Origin of the sequence: Kitasatospora sp. NPDC088346 (assembly GCF_044740765.1) — a bacterium.
GTDB lineage: Bacteria > Actinomycetota > Actinomycetes > Streptomycetales > Streptomycetaceae > Kitasatospora.
The window spans coordinates 72,038-89,728 of sequence record NZ_JBIURH010000003.1 but is presented as its reverse complement, the minus strand read 5'-3'; the positions used below and the strand labels follow the sequence as shown (position 1 = coordinate 89,728).

General features: G+C 72.1%; 15 protein-coding genes. 7 read left to right on the top strand and 8 right to left on the bottom strand.

Going from position 1 to position 17,691, the window contains the following annotated elements; genetic code table 11:
* Positions 1-102 precede the first annotated feature (102 nt).
* A complete protein-coding gene (locus ACIOFR_RS06370; RefSeq protein WP_400992924.1) occupies positions 103-987 on the top strand; it encodes a class I SAM-dependent methyltransferase in 885 nt (294 codons plus the stop codon).
* 3 nt (positions 988-990) lie between these two features.
* Here ACIOFR_RS06370 and ACIOFR_RS06365 read toward each other — a convergent pair whose 3' ends face one another.
* Complete coding sequence (locus ACIOFR_RS06365; protein ID WP_400992922.1) at positions 991-2,301, bottom strand: D-alanyl-D-alanine carboxypeptidase family protein; 1,311 nt, start codon at positions 2,299-2,301, stop codon at positions 991-993.
* A 137-nt stretch (positions 2,302-2,438) separates the two neighbouring features.
* Between ACIOFR_RS06365 and ACIOFR_RS06360 the strand changes: the two genes are divergently transcribed.
* Positions 2,439-2,699: an SCO4848 family membrane protein gene (locus tag ACIOFR_RS06360; RefSeq protein ID WP_400992921.1), complete on the top strand. Its 261-nt coding sequence runs from the start codon at positions 2,439-2,441 to the stop codon at positions 2,697-2,699.
* Positions 2,700-2,775: 76 nt separating this feature from the next.
* Positions 2,776-4,293, top strand: coding sequence for a DUF6020 family protein (locus ACIOFR_RS06355; protein ID WP_400992919.1), 1,518 nt, complete (start codon positions 2,776-2,778; stop codon positions 4,291-4,293).
* 93 nt (positions 4,294-4,386) lie between these two features.
* On the opposite strand, the gene ACIOFR_RS06350 is transcribed toward ACIOFR_RS06355, so the two are convergent.
* Genes ACIOFR_RS06350 through sdhC form a run of 4 tightly spaced genes read right to left on the bottom strand, consistent with a single transcriptional unit; the run spans position 4,387 to position 7,838 of the window.
* On the bottom strand, positions 4,387-5,160 hold the full coding sequence (locus ACIOFR_RS06350; protein ID WP_400992917.1) for a succinate dehydrogenase iron-sulfur subunit: 774 nt from the start codon (positions 5,158-5,160) through the stop codon (positions 4,387-4,389).
* A complete protein-coding gene (gene sdhA, locus ACIOFR_RS06345) occupies positions 5,160-6,902 on the bottom strand; it encodes a succinate dehydrogenase flavoprotein subunit (RefSeq protein ID WP_400992916.1) in 1,743 nt (580 codons plus the stop codon). Before sdhA ends, ACIOFR_RS06350 begins: the two co-directional genes overlap by 1 nt.
* A gap of 57 nt (positions 6,903-6,959) precedes the next feature.
* Positions 6,960-7,451: a succinate dehydrogenase, hydrophobic membrane anchor protein gene (sdhD, locus tag ACIOFR_RS06340; RefSeq protein ID WP_400992914.1), complete on the bottom strand. Its 492-nt coding sequence runs from the start codon at positions 7,449-7,451 to the stop codon at positions 6,960-6,962.
* 6 nt (positions 7,452-7,457) lie between these two features.
* Entirely contained in the window at positions 7,458-7,838 is a 381-nt protein-coding gene (gene sdhC / locus ACIOFR_RS06335; protein ID WP_400992913.1) for a succinate dehydrogenase, cytochrome b556 subunit, read from the bottom strand.
* 244 nt (positions 7,839-8,082) lie between these two features.
* Between sdhC and ACIOFR_RS06330 the strand changes: the two genes are divergently transcribed.
* Positions 8,083-8,799, top strand: a complete 717-nt coding sequence (locus ACIOFR_RS06330; RefSeq protein WP_400992912.1) for a hypothetical protein — start codon at positions 8,083-8,085, stop codon at positions 8,797-8,799.
* 49 nt (positions 8,800-8,848) lie between these two features.
* Here the strand turns inward: ACIOFR_RS06330 and ACIOFR_RS06325 are convergent, their stop codons facing one another.
* From ACIOFR_RS06325 to ACIOFR_RS06315, 3 genes are all read right to left on the bottom strand, one after another.
* The gene (locus tag ACIOFR_RS06325) at positions 8,849-9,382 is read right to left on the bottom strand and encodes a 2-oxo-4-hydroxy-4-carboxy-5-ureidoimidazoline decarboxylase (protein ID WP_400993260.1); all 534 of its coding nucleotides are present in this window, start codon (positions 9,380-9,382) and stop codon (positions 8,849-8,851) included.
* A 351-nt stretch (positions 9,383-9,733) separates the two neighbouring features.
* Entirely contained in the window at positions 9,734-10,492 is a 759-nt protein-coding gene (locus ACIOFR_RS06320; RefSeq protein ID WP_400992910.1) for an SDR family NAD(P)-dependent oxidoreductase, read from the bottom strand.
* Positions 10,493-10,612: 120 nt separating this feature from the next.
* Positions 10,613-12,688, bottom strand: coding sequence for a protease pro-enzyme activation domain-containing protein (locus ACIOFR_RS06315; RefSeq protein WP_400992909.1), 2,076 nt, complete (start codon positions 12,686-12,688; stop codon positions 10,613-10,615).
* A 467-nt stretch (positions 12,689-13,155) separates the two neighbouring features.
* Between ACIOFR_RS06315 and ACIOFR_RS06310 the strand changes: the two genes are divergently transcribed.
* The 3 genes from ACIOFR_RS06310 (at position 13,156) to ACIOFR_RS06300 (ending at position 17,686) form a co-directional block, all read left to right on the top strand.
* A complete protein-coding gene (locus tag ACIOFR_RS06310; RefSeq protein WP_400992908.1) occupies positions 13,156-14,427 on the top strand; it encodes an amidohydrolase in 1,272 nt (423 codons plus the stop codon).
* A 292-nt stretch (positions 14,428-14,719) separates the two neighbouring features.
* Entirely contained in the window at positions 14,720-15,784 is a 1,065-nt protein-coding gene (locus ACIOFR_RS06305; RefSeq protein WP_400992907.1) for a BMP family protein, read from the top strand.
* 285 nt (positions 15,785-16,069) lie between these two features.
* Positions 16,070-17,686, top strand: a complete 1,617-nt coding sequence (locus tag ACIOFR_RS06300; protein WP_400992906.1) for an ABC transporter ATP-binding protein — start codon at positions 16,070-16,072, stop codon at positions 17,684-17,686.
* Positions 17,687-17,691 lie beyond the last annotated feature (5 nt).

The window sequence follows — 17,691 nt, the reverse complement described above, 5'->3', positions numbered from 1 at the left end:
CACGCCGCCCCAGTGGTTATGATCCCGGTCACAGTCGAGCGGCTCTCCCCGCCACATCCCGGCCGGTGGGAGCACACTCCCGGAGCACGCCTGGAGACACCTGTGACCAGTGCCGAGAACACCACCGCCGCCCCGGTTCCCCGCACCCCGGAGGACGTCCCGGGCTGGTTCTTCAAAACAGACCAGGAAGTCTTCGGCTGGCTGCTCACCCGGCAGGCCGAACGCGGCATCAGCGGAGACCTGCTGGAACTCGGGACGTACCTCGGCCGCAGTGCCATCACCCTCGGCGGCCACCTGCAGGAGGGGGAGACCTTCACGGTCTGCGACCTCTTCGACTCCGACGCCCCCGACGAGCAGAACTCGGCCGAGATGGCCATGTCCTACCGCAAGACCCTGACCCGGCAGGCCTTCGAGGCCAACTACCTCGCCTTCCACGACACCCTGCCCACCGTCATACAGGCTCCGACCTCCGTCCTCGCCGAGGGCCGCATCCCGGACGCGAGCTGCCGCTTCATCCACATCGACGCCTCCCACCTGTACGAGCACGTCGCCGGGGACGTCCAGGTGGCCCGGGCGGCGCTCGCCAAGGACGGCGTGGTGGTGTTCGACGACTACCGCGCGGAGCACACCCCCGGTGTCTCGGCCGCGGTCTGGGAGGCGGTCTTCGCCTTCGGCCTGCGACCGCTCCTGCTCACCCCGGAGAAGTTCTACGGGACCTGGGGCGACCCGCAGGACATCGAGCGGGACCTGCTCGAACGGGACTGGCGCGGTGAGGGCTTCCGGATGGACGAGGACGTCATCGCCGGCACCCGCATCCTCCGGCTCGCCTACGACTGGCCGCAGGCGCCCCCCGCGCCCGCCCGCCCGGCCCCGCCCCGGCGCTCCGCCCCCCGCCGGCTGGCGCTCGACGTGCTGCCGCCGTTCGCCACCCGGGCGGCCCGGCGGGCGCTGCGCGCCGCCCGGGAGCGCAAGGCCGGGCCCCGCTGACCCTCAGCGGCCGCTCACCGCGGTCGCGCCCGCCGGCCAGTTCCGGATGCCGTCGCCGAGCGGCAGCGCGGCCAGCGCGGCGAGCGCCGCGGCCCGACGTCGCCTGGTGGCCCGGGACCTGAGCGCGGCGGCCGCGCCGACCGCCGCGCACAGCGCGCCGGCCAGCATGCTGAGCAGACCGGGCCCGCTGTTCGCCGAGCCCGCCGGGGTGGCCCTCGGCGCCTGGTCCGGGTGCGAGGCCCGGAGCGGCTGCCCGGCCGTCCCGTCGGCCGGCCGGGCCTGCGCCGGGGCACCCTGGTCCGGGGCGGCCGGATCCGGGGAGGACGGCGCCGGGGAGGACGGGTCCACCAGCCGGCCGACCGGGGCGACCTTGCCGAGCGCCGCGAAGCCCCAGTCGAGCAGCAGCGCCGTCTCGTCGTACACCCGCGAGCTGTTGTTCGGGCGCATCACGGTGACCAGCAGCGTCTTCCCGCCCCGCTCGGCGGCACCGGTGAAGGTCGCGCCGGCGTTGGTGGTGTAGCCGTTCTTGACCCCGATCAGGCCCTCGTAGTGGCCCAGCAGCCGGTCGGTGTTGGCGATCCCGAAGGTGCCGCGCTGCCCGCTCACCTTGTCGAAGGCCCCGGGGAACTGCGCCTCCCGGGTGGCGCAGTACGACCGGAAGTCCGGGTTGCGCAGGCCCTCCCGGGCGAACAGCGTCAGGTCGTACGCCGAGGAGAGCTGACCGTCCATGTCGTACCCCTCGGGGGTGATCACCCGGGTGTCCCGGGCGCCGAGCCGGTCGGCCGTCTGCTGCATCTGGGCCACCGTCTGCGCGACGCCGCCGTTCATCATGGCCAGCACCCGGACGGCGTCGGCGCCCGAGCTCAGGAAGACCCCCCGCCACAGGTCGTCCACCCGGTAGTCCAGGTCCTCCTTGATGCCCACCAGGCTGCTGCCCGCCCCCATCCCCTGGAGCTCCTCAGGGCCGACCCGGTGGACGGCGGTCTTGTCCAGCTTGGGCAGCACCGTGTCGGCGAAGAGCATCTTCAGCGTGCTGGCCGGCGGCAGCTGCTGGTGGGCGTTGTACGCGGCCAGCACGTCGCCGGTGGCCGCGTCGGCGACCATCCAGGACTGGCCGGTGACGTCGGCCGGCAGCGCGGGGGCGCCGGCGTTCGGCGCGACCTGCACGCCGGCCCGGCCCAGGAGCTCACCGCCGACCGGAGACCGGTCCGGGGGCGGCGCGTCCTGCTGGGCGGCCACGGCGACGGGAGCGAGGCACAGCAGGCCGAGGGCCACGGCTGTGCAGCGGTACGCGAGGTGACGGGCGCTCTGCATTGCGTGACCGTACCCACGGACGGCCGCCGCGGCCCGCCGCGCCGCCCAGGTCCTCCGATCGAGTGCCGGTGGATGATCCGTCCGGACGACTGCGCATACTGGGGAGCCGGACCGACTGCCCCACCCGAAGGACCGTCATGAAGCTCAGCCGCCCCGTCTCCTGGTTCCTGGCCGCCTTCGGCGTCTGGTCCCTGATCATCTGGACCACCTTCGTCAAGAACCTCTGGAAGGACTCGGGCGGCCAGGCCTTCCTCGACGGCGACCACTCCCGGCCCACCGCCTTCTTCTGGGTCCACCTGGCCCTCGCGGTCACCTCGCTGGTGCTCGGCGTCGCGGTCGGCACCATCGGCGTGCGCGGTCTGCGGGCCGCCTCCCGCGGCGGCGCACCGACCGCCTGAGGCCCGGTCCGGGGCTGCTGCTAACCTGCGCGGAACACCCGGGCGGCGCCGCCCGGAGCGGGAAGGGGGCTTCGCGATGACCGGCGACACCATGCTCGGACGTCCGGCGGGGACCGCCCGCCCGGGGCTGCGGGAACGGGCGGTGGCCGGCCACCGCAGGGTCCGCCCCAGCCGGCGGATGCCGCTCGCCGTCGCCGCGGTCTGCCAGGCCGTCTGGCTGGTCTGGTGGCTGGCCGCGTACCCGGCGTTCGTGAGCTACGACTCCGTGATGTACGTCTGGCAGGTCACCGACCCCGGCTACTGGACGGCCGACCACTCCGCCTTCTACGACGCCGTCATCCTGTGGTCGCTCAAGCTGACCGACAGCGTGGCCCCGGTGGTGCTGCTGCAGACCGTCGGGATGTCGCTCGGCCTCGGCTACGCCGTCTCCGCGCTGTCCAAGCTGGGCGCCCGCGCCCGCTGGAGCGCTCCCGTGGCGGTGGGGCTCGCGGTGCTGCCCCCGACCGGCACCTTCGTCGTCTTCCTCTGGAAGGACGTCCCGTTCACCGTCTGCGCGGTGTTCCTGTTCGCCGCCGGGCTGCGGCTGCTGGCCCGCAGACTGGACGGCACCCTCGGGCAGGGCGGCCGGGCCCTGCGGTTCGACCTCGCGGTCCTCTTCCTCGCGATGCTCGGGCTCGGGCTGTTCCGCAACAACAGCTACGGCCTGATGCTGGTGGTCGGGGCCGTCCTGCTGGTCCTGATACCCGTGGTCCGCCGCTGGACCGCGCTCCTGACGGCCGTCGCGCTGGCCGTCCCGCTCTTCCTCAACCTGTGGGCGTACTCGGCGGTCTGGGGGATCCACCGGCCGCCGGCGTACATGCTGTACTCCCTCAACTACGCGGACCTCGCGGTGGCCTACCACCGGGACCCGGCCGCCTTCGACGCCGGGGACAAGGCCCTGCTGGCCTCCGTCGCCCCGCTCACCACCTGGGACACCGCGGGCGACCAGTGCTTCTCCTCGGACCCGCTGACCAACTGGGGCGAAGGGTGGGACCGCCGCCAGTCCGCCGTCCACAGCGACGAGCTGGTCTCGCTCTGGGTCAAGGTCGTCAAGCACCACCCCGACTACGTGATCGGCGCCCGGCTGTGCCGCAGCCACATCGCCTGGGCGGTCTGGGCGGGCCCGGCGTCCAGGGCCGGGGACACCGTCGTGCAGAACCTCCAGGCCTCGCCGGACCTCTTCGGCTTCACCGCCCCCGGCGGCGACCTGGAGCACAGCCGGTACGCCGACACCCTGCGCCCGCACCCGGCCTCGCAGTCGCTGCGGAAGGCGGCGGTGTGGCTGCACGACGCCTTCCGGGCCCCCCAGTTGGACTGGCTGTTCTGGCGCGGCGCCGTCTGGTGCTACGCCGGGTACGCGGCCCTCGCGGTGTACGCCCGGCGGCGGCGCACGACGCTCGCGGTGGTCCCGGTGGGCGGCGCGGTGCTGATCGGGCTGCAGCTCAACCTGATGGTCGCCAACGCCGCCCCGCACTTCCGCTACATGGCGGTCGCCCTGTTCGTCGGGCCGCTGCTGCTGCCCCTGCTCGGCGCCCGCAGCCCGGGCGACGACTGACACCCGGGCGGGCCCCACGGGCCGCGGCAACGCAACGGCCGAGGGCCCGTCCGGTACGTCCGGACGGGCCCTCGGCGCGTGGTGCGGGTGCTGCTAGAAGCGACGCGTGACGAGCGCGCGCTTCACCTCCTGGATCGCCTTGGTGACCTCGATGCCACGCGGGCAGGCCTCCGAGCAGTTGAAGGTGGTGCGGCAGCGCCAGACGCCCTCGCGGTCGTTGAGGATCTCCAGGCGCTGCTCGCCGCCCTCGTCGCGCGAGTCGAAGATGAAGCGGTGCGCGTTGACGATCGCGGCCGGGCCGAAGTACTGGCCGTCGTTCCAGAAGACCGGGCAGGACGACGTGCACGCGGCGCACAGGATGCACTTGGTGGTGTCGTCGAAGCGCTCGCGCTCCTCGGCGGACTGCAGGCGCTCGCGGGTCGGCTCGTTCCCCTTGGTGATGAGGAACGGCATGACGTCCTTGTACGCCTGGAAGAACGGGTCCATGTCGACGATCAGGTCCTTGAGGACCGCGAGGCCCTTGATGGCCTCGACCGTGATCGGCTTCTCCGGGTTGACGTCCTTGATCAGGGTCTTGCACGCCAGCCGGTTGCGGCCGTTGATCCGCATGGCGTCCGAGCCGCAGATGCCGTGAGCGCAGGAACGGCGGTACGTCAGGGTGCCGTCCTGCTCCCACTTGACCTTGTTGAGCGCGTCCAGGACGCGCTCCTTCGGGTCCATCTCCAGCTGGTAGTCGACCCACACCGGGTCCGGGTGCTCCTCCGGGTTGAACCGGCGGATCCGGAGGGTCACGGTGATCAGCTGGGTGCCGCCCGCCTCGGCCGCGTCCAGAGCGGCCGAGTGCTTCTCCACAGTCGGAGTGCTCATCAGTACTTACGCTCCATCGGCTGGTAGCGGGTCGTGACGACCGGCTTGTAGTCGAGGCGGATCGAGGTGGTGCCGTCCTCGGCAACCTCCTGGTACGCCATGGTGTGCTGCATGAACTTCACGTCGTCACGGGTCGGGAAGTCCTCGCGGTAGTGGCCGCCGCGGGACTCCTCACGGGCCAGCGCGGAGACGGCCAGCACCTCGGCCAGGTCGAGCAGGTTGCCCAGCTCCACGGCCTCCAGGAGGTCCGTGTTGTAGCGCATGCCCTTGTCCTGGATCGCGACGTTCTTGTAGCGCTCCTTGAGGCCGGCGATGTCCGTGACGGCCCGCTTCAGGGTGTCACCGGTCCGGTACACCGAGGCGTTGGCGTCCATGGACTCCTGCAGCTCCTTGCGGATCTGCGCGACGGACTCGGTGCCGGTCGACTCGCGGAGGCCCTCGATCATGGCCTCGACCTTCTCGCCCGGGTTCAGCGGCAGGTCGACGTAGTCGGCCTTGTCCGCGTACGCGGCGGCGGCGATGCCCGCGCGGCGGCCGAACACGTTGATGTCCAGCAGCGAGTTGGTGCCCAGGCGGTTGGCGCCGTGCACCGACACGCAGGCGACCTCGCCGGCCGCGTACAGGCCGGGGATGATGTCGGTGTTGTTGGCCAGCACCTCACCCTCGACGTTGGTCGGGATGCCGCCCATGGCGTAGTGCGCGGTGGGCTGGATCGGGATCGGGTCCGTGTAGGGCTCGATGCCGAGGTAGGTCCGCGCGAACTCGGTGATGTCCGGCAGCTTGGCGTCCAGCTGCTCCGGCGGGAGGTGCGTCAGGTCCAGGTAGACGTGGTCGCCGTCGGGGCCGCAGCCGCGGCCGGCCCGGATCTCCGAGTAGATCGCGCGGGAGCACACGTCACGGGACGCGAGGTCCTTCATGACCGGGGCGTAGCGCTCCATGAAGCGCTCGCCGTCCTTGTTGCGCAGGATGCCGCCCTCGCCGCGGGCGCCCTCGGTGAGCAGGATGCCCATCCGCCAGATGCCCGTCGGGTGGAACTGGAAGAACTCCATGTCCTCCAGCGGCAGGCCGCGGCGCAGCGCCACCGCCTGGCCGTCACCGGTCAGGGTGTGGGCGTTGGAGGTGACCTTGAACATCTTGCCGGTGCCGCCGGAGGCGAACACGACCGCCTTGGCCTGGAAGACGTGGATCTCGCCGGTGGCGAGCTCGTAGGCGACGACGCCGGCGGTCTTGCCGTCGTTGATCAGCAGGTCGAGGACGTAGAACTCGTTGAAGAACTCGACCCCGTGCTTGACGCAGTTCTGGAACAGCGTCTGGAGGATCATGTGACCGGTGCGGTCGGCCGCGTAGCAGGAGCGGCGGACGGGCGCCTCACCGTGGTTGCGGGAGTGGCCGCCGAAGCGGCGCTGGTCGATCCGGCCGGCCTCGGTGCGGGAGAAGGGCAGGCCCATCTTCTCCAGGTCGAGGACGGCGTCGATGGCCTCCTTGCACATGATCTCGGCGGCGTCCTGGTCGACCAGGTAGTCACCGCCCTTGACCGTGTCGAAGGTGTGCCACTCCCAGTTGTCCTCCTCGACGTTGGCGAGGGCGGCGCACATGCCGCCCTGGGCCGCGCCGGTGTGGGAGCGGGTCGGGTAGAGCTTGGTCAGCACGGCGGTACGGCTGCGCTGGGTCGACTCGATGGCCGCGCGCATGCCGGCGCCGCCCGCGCCGACGATGACGGTGTCGTACTGGTGAATCTGCATGGGGTCTTAAGCCTCGTCCGGTCTCGATACCGACTAGATGCCGCTAGGAGCCGCGTTCTAGATGTTGGGGTCGAAGGTGAAGATCACCAGGGTGCCGAGCAGGACCGTGAAGACGGTCGTGACGCCCAGCAGGGTCTTCAGCCACAGACGAGTGGAGTCCTTCTCCGCGTAGTCGTTGATGACCGTGCGCATGCCGTTGGAGCCGTGCAGCATGGCCAGCCACAGCATCAGCAGGTCCCAGAACTGCCAGAACGGCGAGGCCCACTTACCGGCCACGAACGCGAAGCTGATCTTCGAGACGCCGCCGTCGAGGACGATGTTGATCAGCAGGTGACCGAGCACCAGCACGACCAGCACGACACCCGACAGGCGCATGAACAGCCAGGCGAGCATCTCGAAGTTGGTGCGGGTGCGACGCGGGGTCTTCTTCGTGCGGGCCCGCGGGGGCTCGACCACGAAGGCGTCGGCGGGGTTGCCGGTGCCCAGGCCCCGTCCGGTGTGCGCGTGGACGGAGGGGACCACCAGGTCCTCGGTGATGTCGTTCGCCATCGCGGATCAGCCCCCGAACCAGGTACGAAGGGTGTGCTGCAGGATCGGGTAGAAGGCACCCGCCATCAGGACGACCCAGATGCCCACGACGGTCCACAGCATCTGCCGCTGGTACTTCGGGCCCTTGGCCCAGAAGTCGACGGCGACGACCCGCAGGCCGTTCAGCGCGTGGAACAGGATGGCGGCGGTGAGGCCGTACTCCATCAGGTTCACGAGCGGCGTCTTGTACGTCGAGATGACGGTGTCGTACGCCTGGGGTGACACCCGCACCAGTGCGGTGTCGAGGACGTGGGCGAACAGGAAGAAGAAGATGAGGACGCCGGTGACTCGATGAGCCACCCAACTCCACATGCCTTCCCGGCCGCGGTACAGCGTTCCAGCCGGCACGGAAAACCCTCCGGAAGCGGATTGGGGGCTCGGCCGGCTTCGGTGTCGGTCAGCCCGGCCGGGTACGGTCCACCGGCCGCCAGCATCCTATCGACGCCGTGTCGGCAACCGCCTCCGGGGGCCTCAGGTGTGATCAAACAGGCACGCACGGGCTAACGAATCGCCGAATTGTCACTCCGGGTGCCCGGACGACTGCGTTACGGTGCCCCGGTTCGCCGCCGCCCGCCCTCCCGGAGGACCAGCCGTGCCCGTCCGCCTGCCCCGCCCGCTCTGCTCCGCCCTGCTGGTGCTCGCCGCCGGCTGCACCACGGTCGGTCCCGCCGCCGACGGGCCGGCCGCCGGGCGGGAGCTGGACGCGCCCGGGCTGCGGGCCGCCGCGCTCGCGGCGGCCGATCTGGGCGCGGGGTACACCGTCGTCCTGATGAATCCGGGGCAGGACACCGCCCCCGACCAGGAGCGGGAGACCGCGGACGTGCCCGCCTGCCAGCCGGTGCTGGACGCCGTGGCGCCCCGGAAGGCGGCCTCGGGACCGTCCGCGGAGGCGGACCTGAGCGTGACCAGGGCGGGCGATCCGGACGGCGCGGTCTACGCCGGGCTGCTGGCCTTCGGGCCGGGCCGGGCCGAGCGGCTGCAGGGCGAGCTGGACCAGGTGCTGGCGCACTGCTCCGGCTTCACCTCCGCGGTGGGCGGCGGCGCCGCGCCCGGCCGGGCGGTGACCACCCGGCACCGGCTGACCCGGGCCGACACGCCCACCCCGGAGGGAGCGGACGCGGTCACCGCGTTCACCCTGACGAATGAATCGGGGGCCGTCACCCTCTCCCAGCGCGCCCTGCTGGCCCGGGTCGGTACGGCGCTGGCGGTCTTCTCCACGGTCGGCACCGGCCGGCAGCCGGCCGCCGAGCCGGATCCCGAGGTCGTCCGGGCCCAGCTGGCCAAGCTCCGCGCCGCCCAGCGCGGATGAGCCCCGGCGGTGCCGGGCCGATGGTGCCGGGCCCGGCGGGCCGCCGGGATCAGCGGGCCGCCGGGGCGGAGTGCGTGGCGACCAGGTGTTCCAGCCGGGTCAGGGCGATCCGCCGCAGTTCGTCGGCGGCGGTCAGGCGCTCCTCGTCGGGGTCGTGGGCCAGCCGGGTGCGGATCGAGGTGAGCACGGTGTCCAGCATCTCCTCCGGCACCACGCCCTCCAGGCAGACCACGAAGACGTGGCCGAACCGCGCCTCGTACGCGGCGTGCGCGGCCCGCAGCGCCGTGTGGGCCGCCTGGCTGCCGGGCGCGCGCATGCCGAGCAGCGGCTGCGGCATCCAGCTCTCGTCCGCCAGCGCCTCGGCCAGGTCGGCCGGGCGCAGGTCGTAGGAGGCCTCGCTGGCGGCGGCGAGCAGGGACTCTATGTCGGGGTACGGGCGGTGGGCGGTGAGCCGGAGCGCCCAGCGGTGGCTGCCGCAGCAGGCCAGCAGGGCCTCCTCGGCGGCACCGGCGTCGGCCTCGTTGAAGCGGTGAAGCCCGAGCAGGGACGGTGCCGTCCGCGCGTCGAGACGCTGCGGCGGGATGTCGCTGGCCAGCGGGTCCTCCTCGTGAGGGCGGGAAGGGGGTGGCGGGGCCGGGGACGAGCGGAGGGCACGCCCGGGGCGCCGGTGAACCGTGATGGCAGTGACGAAAGATAGGTGCTGAGGGCGATGGGACTACCGAGGCGGAAGGGGCCGGGCCGACCGGAACGAGGCCGGGCCGGACAGCGGCACCACGGTAGTTGAGGGCTCATCAGTTGGGCAGAGGGCGCGCAGAATTCACCCGAACGAGCTATCAAGTTGTGACGTTGACACCAAGCTGTCAGTCGACCGGGATGACTCGACGGCGCGCACGCGTGTCCACGCGCCCGCCGCCGAGCCGTCCGGCCCGTGCGGTCACAGCTCGCGGTGCACCTTGTGGTTGGCCGCCTGGGCCCGCGGGCGGACCACCAGCAGGTCGATGTTGACGTGGGCCGGCCTGGTCACCGCCCAGGAGACGGTGTCCGCGACGTCGTCCGAGGTCAGCGGCTCGGCCACGCCCGCGTACACCGCGGCCGCCTTGGCCTCGTCGCCGCGGAACCGGGTCACCGCGAAGCCCTCGGACCTCACCATGCCGGGGGCGATCTCGATCACCCGGATCGGCTCGCCGACCAGCTCCAGCCGCAGCGTCGCGGCGATGGTGTGGGCGGCGTGCTTGGCCGCGACGTAGCCGCCGCCGCCCTCGTACGCGGCCAGCGCGGCCGTGGAGCTGAGCACCAGCACGGTGCCGTCCCCGGTGGCGCGCAGCGCGGGCAGCAGCGCCTGGGTCACGTTCAGCACGCCGATCACGTTGACCTCGTACATCGTCCGCCAGTCGGCCGGGTCGCCGGCCTCGACGCTCTCCGCACCGAGAGCACCGCCGGCGTTGTTCACCAGCACGTGCACCGGGCCGACCGCGGCGGCGAAGGCGTCCACCGCAGCCCGGTCGGTGACGTCCAGCGGGTACGCCCGTGCGGCGCCGCCGTCCGCGGCGATCTCCTTGGCCAGCGCCTCGATCCGGTCGGTACGGCGTGCGGTGACGACCACCTCGAACCCGTCCCGGGCCAGCCGCCGGGCGGTAGCCGCCCCGATCCCGCTGCTGGCACCGGTGACCACGGCCACCTTGCGCTCGGTCATTGCCACTCCTTCGGATGTCCGGATGCCCGGACCCGATCATCTCAAGGCGGCCCGCCGGGGCACACGACGGCCCCGGGGGCGGACCACCGCCCCCGGGGCCGTCGTGTGCCGCGGGACGGGTCAGTGGCGGGGCAGCCGGAAGGACGAGAAGAAGTCCCGTCCGGGGGTGCCGACGCCGGTCGCGGTGTCGTAGCCGCAGGTGGCCTTGAGGCCGTAGTCGGAGGCCAGCTTGTACAGGCGCACCCGCAGGGTGCCGCCGACCACGCCGAGGTCGACCACGTTGCCGAACTTGGTGTGCACGGCGGAGTCGTTCACGTCGCGGAAGGCGCCGCTGCCGGCCCGGTCGTAGATCGCCGGGTTGGCGAAGCCGATCGCCCGGCCGCCGCGCACCTCGATGGCGTCCGCGATCATGGCCGCGTACTCGGGGGAGGAGACCGAGGTGCCGCCGTAGCCGCCCTCGCTGTAGGCGCCGTCGGCGGTGTAGCCGACCAGGGTGGCGGCGACCAGGTCACCGCTCATCGCGACGTCGGGGGTGGCCCGCAGCGGGGTGGCGGAGTGGGTGCCGTCCGCGGCCGTCCGCGCGATGGAGTCCGGCACCACGCCGTGCTGGTACCAGGGCTGCGGGAAGTCCTTGGAGACGCCGCCGCCACCGCCGAAGTAGAAGAAGCCCGGGTACGGGTCCCAGGACTTCTGGTCGGCCGAGAGCACCGAGCGCTGGTCGCCCATCGACACCTCGTGGCCGTAGTGCCCGGCCTTGTCGTCCAGCTCCAGGGCGGTGCCGCCGACCGAGGTCACCCAGGGCGAGGCGGACGGCCAGTCGGCCTGCGCCTGGCTGGTGTCGGACTGGCAGTTCACGCCGGTCGCGGCCGCGCCGGGGGAGCTGTCGCCGCAGTCGCCGCTGGAGAAGGTGAAGCCGATCCCCTGGACGGCGCCGAGCTGGAATATCTGGTTGTCGGCGGCGACCACGGCGGGGTCGATGTCCCCGCTCTTGCCGTGCATGATCTCGCCCCAGGAGTTGGAGACCACGTCGGCCAGGTGCTCGTCGACGACCTTCGCCATGGCGGCGTTGAGGTCCTCGTCGTAGCAGGAGTTGGCACCGACGTAGACGACCTGGGCGCCGGGCGCGAGGCCGTGCGCCATCTCGACGTCGAGGGCCTGCTCGCCGGACCAGTCACCGCACTCGGCCTGGTGGACGAACTTGTCCGGCGTGACGAACTCGCGGTACTGGCCGGCGGCGAACGGCCGGTCGCCGTGCGCGGTGGAGAAGTGGTCGGCGTCCTGCTCCATGGTGGCCAGGCCGTACGCGTCGATGATCGCGATCCGGGCGCCCTTGCCGGTCACCTTCGCGTCGCTCACCCCGTAGGCCTTGCGCAGCTGGCTCGGGGTGTACGAGCAGGGGGCGAACGGCTCGTTCTTCTCGTAGCCCTCGGGCGCGCCCTTGGCGGTCTTGGAGCCGTAGCCGTCCTCGGAGCAGGTCGGCACGGTCGGCAGGGTGGCCGCGGGCTTGGCCGAGGGGGCGGCGAGCCCCTGGGCGGCCGCACGGGCGTCGGCCTGCGCGTCGGCCTTCGCCTCGGCCTCGCGGACCGAGACGGCGTGCGAGACGTCCTTGTGGGTGGCGCCGCTGATCCCGCCGACGGCGAGGACCGAGCCGGCCACCCCGGCGGGCAGCGTGACGTCGGCCGCCGGGGCCTGCCGGGTGCCGCCGTCCGGGGCGCGGTAGCTGTGGAAGGGGGTGCCCAGGGCCTTGGCCAGGGCGCCGGTGCTGCCGGACACCTGGAGGTAGTGCGGGGTGCTCTCGCCGACGGTCAGGCCGGCCGAGGTGAGCCAGTCGGTGACGGCCCGGACCTGCTCGGGGGAGGCGCCGAAGCGCTGCGCGGCCTGGTCGGCGCTCAGGAACTGCCCGTACCCGCGGGCGGACGGGTCCGAGACCTCGCGGGCCAGTGCGGCGAGGCCGCTGGCGTCCCGGCCGGCCAGGTAGATCCTGGCCGTCGCGGGGGCGGAGTCGGCGACCGCGCCCTGGTCGGCCTGGGCGGTGGCCCAGTCGGGGTGCGTCCCGGCGAGTCGGCGGGCGGTGTTCGGCGTGTCGGCCGGGGTGGCGGCGGTGGCCGGGGTGGCCACCGCGAGGGTTCCCAGGATCAGCGCGGCGGCGGGTGCCGCGGCGAGGGTCCGGGAGAGCCGGTTGCGTGCTGCTGGCACGTCGGTCCCCACTTCTCGGATTGATGGCCCGTCGCCCGCCCTTCGTGAGGGCATGACGGACCGGCCCGACGACGGACGACCCGGCGCCGGTGCGGAAGTTGACTGTGCGCTAGCTGTCTATTGGCACTGATGTACACAGCTCAAGAGCGCGTCCGAAAGCTTTGCCGGGCTATGACCGCCCGGTGGGGAACCCGTGGGGAATCCTTGCCCGCTGCGCCGGGCCGCCGGGCCCTGCCGCCGGGCCCTGCCGCCGGGCCGCGCCGCCGGCCGCCGCGCGGGTCGCCGGTCCGCGCCGCCGGGCCGCCGTGTCCGTCCGGCCGGGCGTTCGTTGCACAGGTCGGAGATCATCCGGGGAAGGCGGCTGAAACGAGATGTCATACCCAGTAGTGCGTTCGGTATGCACCCATCCGGGGACGACTTCGGAAGAAGTCGGGCCAAAAACCCTCCACCGGCCTACTCTTGTTGAGGTGAACGATCCTCAGCCCGCCGGTCGGGCCGCCCTCGCCACCGCCGACAACCGCGCTCCGGCCGGTCCGGGCCCGGACCTACGCGCGCGGGTACGGGCCTACGAGGCCGAGCTGATCGCCTTTCGCCGGGACCTGCACCGCCATCCTGAGCTGGGCCGCCAGGAGTTCCGGACCACCAGACTCCTGCGCGAGCGGCTGGTGCGGGCGGGGCTGGAGCCCCGGGTGCTGCCCGGGGGCACGGGGATGGTCGTGGACATCGTTCCGGCCGGGACGCCGACGGGCACCCCGTTCCTGGGTTTCCGGGCCGACATCGACGCGCTGCCGATCGACGACGCCAAGACCGACACCCCGTACCGCTCCACGCTGCCGGGCCGGGCACACGCCTGCGGCCACGACGTGCACACCTCCGTCGTCCTCGGCACCGGGCTGGTGCTGGCCGACGCGGCCCGGTCCGGGACGCTCCGGCAGCCGGTCCGGCTGATCTTCCAGCCGGCGGAGGAGGTCATGCCCGGCGGTGCGCTGGACGTGATCAAGGCGGCCGGGATGGCCGGGGTGGGCCGGATCTTCGCGGTGCACTGCGACCCGAAGGTCCAGGTCGGCCGGGTCGGGCTGCGGGTGGGTGCGATCACCTCGGCCTGCGACCGGCTGCTGCTCGGGCTGGACGGCCCGGGCGGGCACACGGCGCGGCCGCACCTGACCACCGACCTGGTCACCGCGGTGGCCCGGATGGCCGCCGAGCTGCCCGCCGCGCTGGCCCGCCGGATGGACCCGCGCTGGGGCGTCAGTCTGGTGTTCGGCCGGATCGCCGCCGGCTCCGCACCCAACGTCATCCCGCAGCACGCCGAGCTGGAGGGCACCGTCCGCTGCCTGGACCTGGCCGGCTGGCGCGAGGCGCCCGAGGTGCTGGACGAGCTGGTCGGCCGGATCGCCGAGACGCACCGGGCCAAGTGGGCGCTGGACTACCACCGCGGTGTGCCCCCGGTGGTCAACGAGCAGGAGTCGATCGCGCAGCTGGAGGCCGCCATGACGGCCCGCTTCGCGGACGCTGCCGGCGGCCCGGTGGTGGAGGACACCGAGCAGAGCCTCGGCGGCGAGGACTTCTCCTGGTACCTGGAGCACGCCCCGGGCGCGCTGGCCCGGCTCGGCGTCCGCGGGCCGCAGGAGAAGGGTGTGCGGGACCTGCACCAGGGTGACTTCGACGTCGACGAGCGGGCGATCGCGGTCGGTGTGGAGCTGTTCTCCTCGCTCGCGCTGGAGCACGGCCGGATCTGACCTGCGGCATCGGCCGTTCGAGGGAGAGGGGCCCGCGGTTGCGGGCCCCTCTCCCTTGTGCGGCGCGGCTTGTGACGGGTGGGGTGGCTTGGGCGTAGGGTGGTTGTCCGGTATCACTCGGTAGTGACATTCGGTTGAACAACTGTGGCGCTATGTCCGGATTCATCCGGAAGTCGGACCACATTTTGATAACAACCCGAATGCCCTGGCAGGCCGTAACCCAACCGTGTTCTACGCGCGTTACGGTGGCGCTCGACCACGCCAAACGGGTGTGTGAGAAGGAGATACTCCCTTGCGCCGTTCACTCAAGCTCGCCGCGGTGATGCTCTCGGGTTCCCTGGGCATCGCTTCGCTCGCCGCCTGCGGCGCAAAGAGCACCGACAGCACTTCCGCTTCCGCCGGCGCCTCTGGCTCGTCCGGCATCAAGGTCGGTATGGCCTACGACATCGGCGGCCGTGGCGACCAGTCGTTCAACGACTCCGCCGCCCGCGGTCTCGACAAGGCCAAGGCCGACCTCGGCGTCCAGGTCAACGAGGCCGAGGCCAAGACCGGTGAGGCCGAGTCCGACAAGGAGGCTCGCCTCAAGAGCCTGGTGACCGCGGGTTACAACCCGGTCATCGCGGTCGGCTTCGTCTACCAGGACGCGGTCAACAAGGTCGCCAAGGACAACCCGAACGTCAAGTTCGCGATCATCGACTCCGCCTCGGCCGACCAGCCGTCGAACGTCACCTCGCTGACCTTCTCGGAGCAGGAGGGCTCGTACCTCGCCGGCGTCGCCGCCGCGTCGAAGAGCAAGTCCCACCAGATCGGCTTCATCGGTGGTGTCCAGTCCGAGCTGATCAAGAAGTTCGAGGCCGGTTACACCGCGGGCGCCAAGTCCGTCGACCCGAACATCGTCGTCGACGTCACCTACCTCACCACCCCGCCGGACTTCAGCGGCTTCAACGACCCGGGCAAGGGCAAGGAAGCCGCCCAGGGCCAGCTGGACAAGGGCGCGGACGTCATCTACGCCGCGGCCGGCTCCTCCGGCGCCGGTGCGATCGAGGCCGTCTCCACCGCCGGCAAGTGGGCCATCGGTGTCGACTCCGACCAGGCCGCCCAGCCCGCGCTGGCGAAGTACAAGGACCACATCCTCACCTCGATGGTGAAGAACGTGGACACCGCCGTGTACGCGTACATCAAGTCCGTCAAGGACGGCAACCCGATCACCGGCGTGAAGAACTTCGACCTGGCCGCCCAGGGTGTCTCGCTGGCCACCACCGGCAACCACATCGACGACATCAAGGCCAAGCTCGCGGACGCCGAGAAGGCGATCACCAGCGGCGCCACCAAGGTTCCGACCGCCCCGCAGAGCTGATCCGGCTCCCGTCCCCCGCCACCGCCTGCCCGGCGGCGGGGTGACGGACGTCCGAATCGCAGGGGGAGGGGCCCGGCAGGTACGCATCGCGTACCCACCGGGCCCCTCCCGTCCCACCCCCTGATCTCTCCAGATCTCTCCAGCGCAACGAAGCGCCCGACGACCACCCAGGAGATCGCCATCAGCGCTCCCGACCCCACCCCCAGCACGGGCGGCAGCCCCAGCGCGGGAACGGCGACACCTGCCGTCGAACTGCGCGGCATCACCAAGCGCTTCCCCGGCGTCGTGGCCAACCACGACATCGACATCACCGTCCAGCGCGGCACCGTGCACGCGCTGATGGGTGAGAACGGCGCCGGCAAGTCCACCCTGATGAAGATCCTCTACGGCATGCAGAAGCCGGACGAGGGCACCATCCGGATCAACGGCGACCTGGTCGAGTTCAGCACTCCCGGCGACGCCATCGACCGCGGCATCGGCATGGTCCACCAGCACTTCATGCTGGCCGACAACCTGACCGTGTGGGAGAACGTCGTCCTGGGCGGCGAGAAGCTCCACGGGATAGGAGCCAAGGCCAAGGCGAAGATCAAGGAGATCTCCGACCAGTACGGGCTGGGGGTGCGCCCGGACGTCCTGGTCGAGGACCTCGGTGTCGCGGACCGCCAGCGCGTCGAGATCCTCAAGGTCCTCTACCGCGGCGCCCGCATCCTGATCCTGGACGAGCCCACCGCCGTCCTGGTGCCCCAGGAGGTCGACGCGCTCTTCGGCAACCTGCGCGAGCTCAAGGCCGAGGGCGTCACCGTCATCTTCATCTCGCACAAGCTGCACGAGGTGCTGGCGGTCGCCGACGCGATCAGCGTCATCCGCCGCGGCACCACGGTCGGCGACGCCGACCCGAAGAGCGTCACCGCCCGCCAGCTCGCCGAACTGATGGTCGGCGCCGAGCTGCCCTCCCCGGAGAGCCGCGAGTCCACCGTCACCGACGTCGAGATGCTCCGCACCGAAGGCCTGCGGATCGCCAAGGCCGACGCCGAGGGCATCGAGCGCGTGGTCCTGGACGACATCTCGCTGCGCATCCGCAAGGGCGAGGTGCTCGGCATCGCCGGCGTCGAGGGCAACGGCCAGGCCGAGCTCGTCGAGGCCATCATGGGCATGCTGCCGCTGGACGCGGGCACGGTGACCCTGGACGGCACCGACCTCACCGGCACCCTCACCCGCGCCCGCCGCGAGGCCGGCATCGGCTACATCCCCGAGGACCGCCACAAGCACGGCCTGCTCCTGGAAGCGCCGCTGTGGGAGAACCGGATGCTCGGCCACGTGACCGAGACCCCGAACTCCAAGGGCTTCCTGCTGGACCCGGCCGGTGCCCGCAAGGACACCCTGCGGATCGTCGAGGAGTACGACGTCCGCACCCCCGGCATCGAGGTCACCGCCGCCTCGCTCTCCGGCGGCAACCAGCAGAAGCTGATCATCGGCCGCGAGATGAGCCACGACCCCAAGCTGCTGATCGCAGCCCACCCGACCCGCGGTGTGGACGTCGGCGCGCAGGCGCAGATCTGGGAGCAGATCCGGGTCGCCCAGCGCGCGGGCCTCGCGGTGCTGCTGATCTCCGCCGACCTGGACGAGCTGATCGGCCTGTCCGACAACATCCGGGTGATCTACCGCGGCCGCCTGGTCGCCGACGCCGACCCGGCCACCGTCACCGCCGAGGACCTGGGCACCGCGATGACCGGTGCGGCCAAGGGCCACATCGAGTCGGACGCCGAGGCGCTCGCCGAGGCCCAGGCCGTGGCCGCCGAAGGCACCGACGCCGTGACCCCGACCGAGGACGCCCCGGCCCCGGCCGAGGACACCCCGGCCGAGCCCACCGAGACCGCCGACGACCCGCAGGCGGGGGAGTAACCCAC

Excerpts from the sequence above, each read along its gene's own strand:
- sdhA (WP_400992916.1), bottom strand. The coding sequence starts at position 6,902 with ATGCAGATTCACCAGTACGACACCGTCATCGTCGGCGCGGGCGGCGCC.
- sdhD (WP_400992914.1), bottom strand. The coding sequence starts at position 7,451 with ATGGCGAACGACATCACCGAGGACCTGGTGGTCCCCTCCGTCCACGCG.
- ACIOFR_RS06320 (WP_400992910.1), bottom strand. The coding sequence starts at position 10,492 with ATGACCGAGCGCAAGGTGGCCGTGGTCACCGGTGCCAGCAGCGGGATC.
- ACIOFR_RS06350 (WP_400992917.1), bottom strand. The coding sequence starts at position 5,160 with ATGAGCACTCCGACTGTGGAGAAGCACTCGGCCGCTCTGGACGCGGCC.
- ACIOFR_RS06355 (WP_400992919.1), top strand. The coding sequence starts at position 2,776 with ATGACCGGCGACACCATGCTCGGACGTCCGGCGGGGACCGCCCGCCCG.
- ACIOFR_RS06360 (WP_400992921.1), top strand. The coding sequence starts at position 2,439 with ATGAAGCTCAGCCGCCCCGTCTCCTGGTTCCTGGCCGCCTTCGGCGTC.
- ACIOFR_RS06365 (WP_400992922.1), bottom strand. The coding sequence starts at position 2,301 with ATGCAGAGCGCCCGTCACCTCGCGTACCGCTGCACAGCCGTGGCCCTC.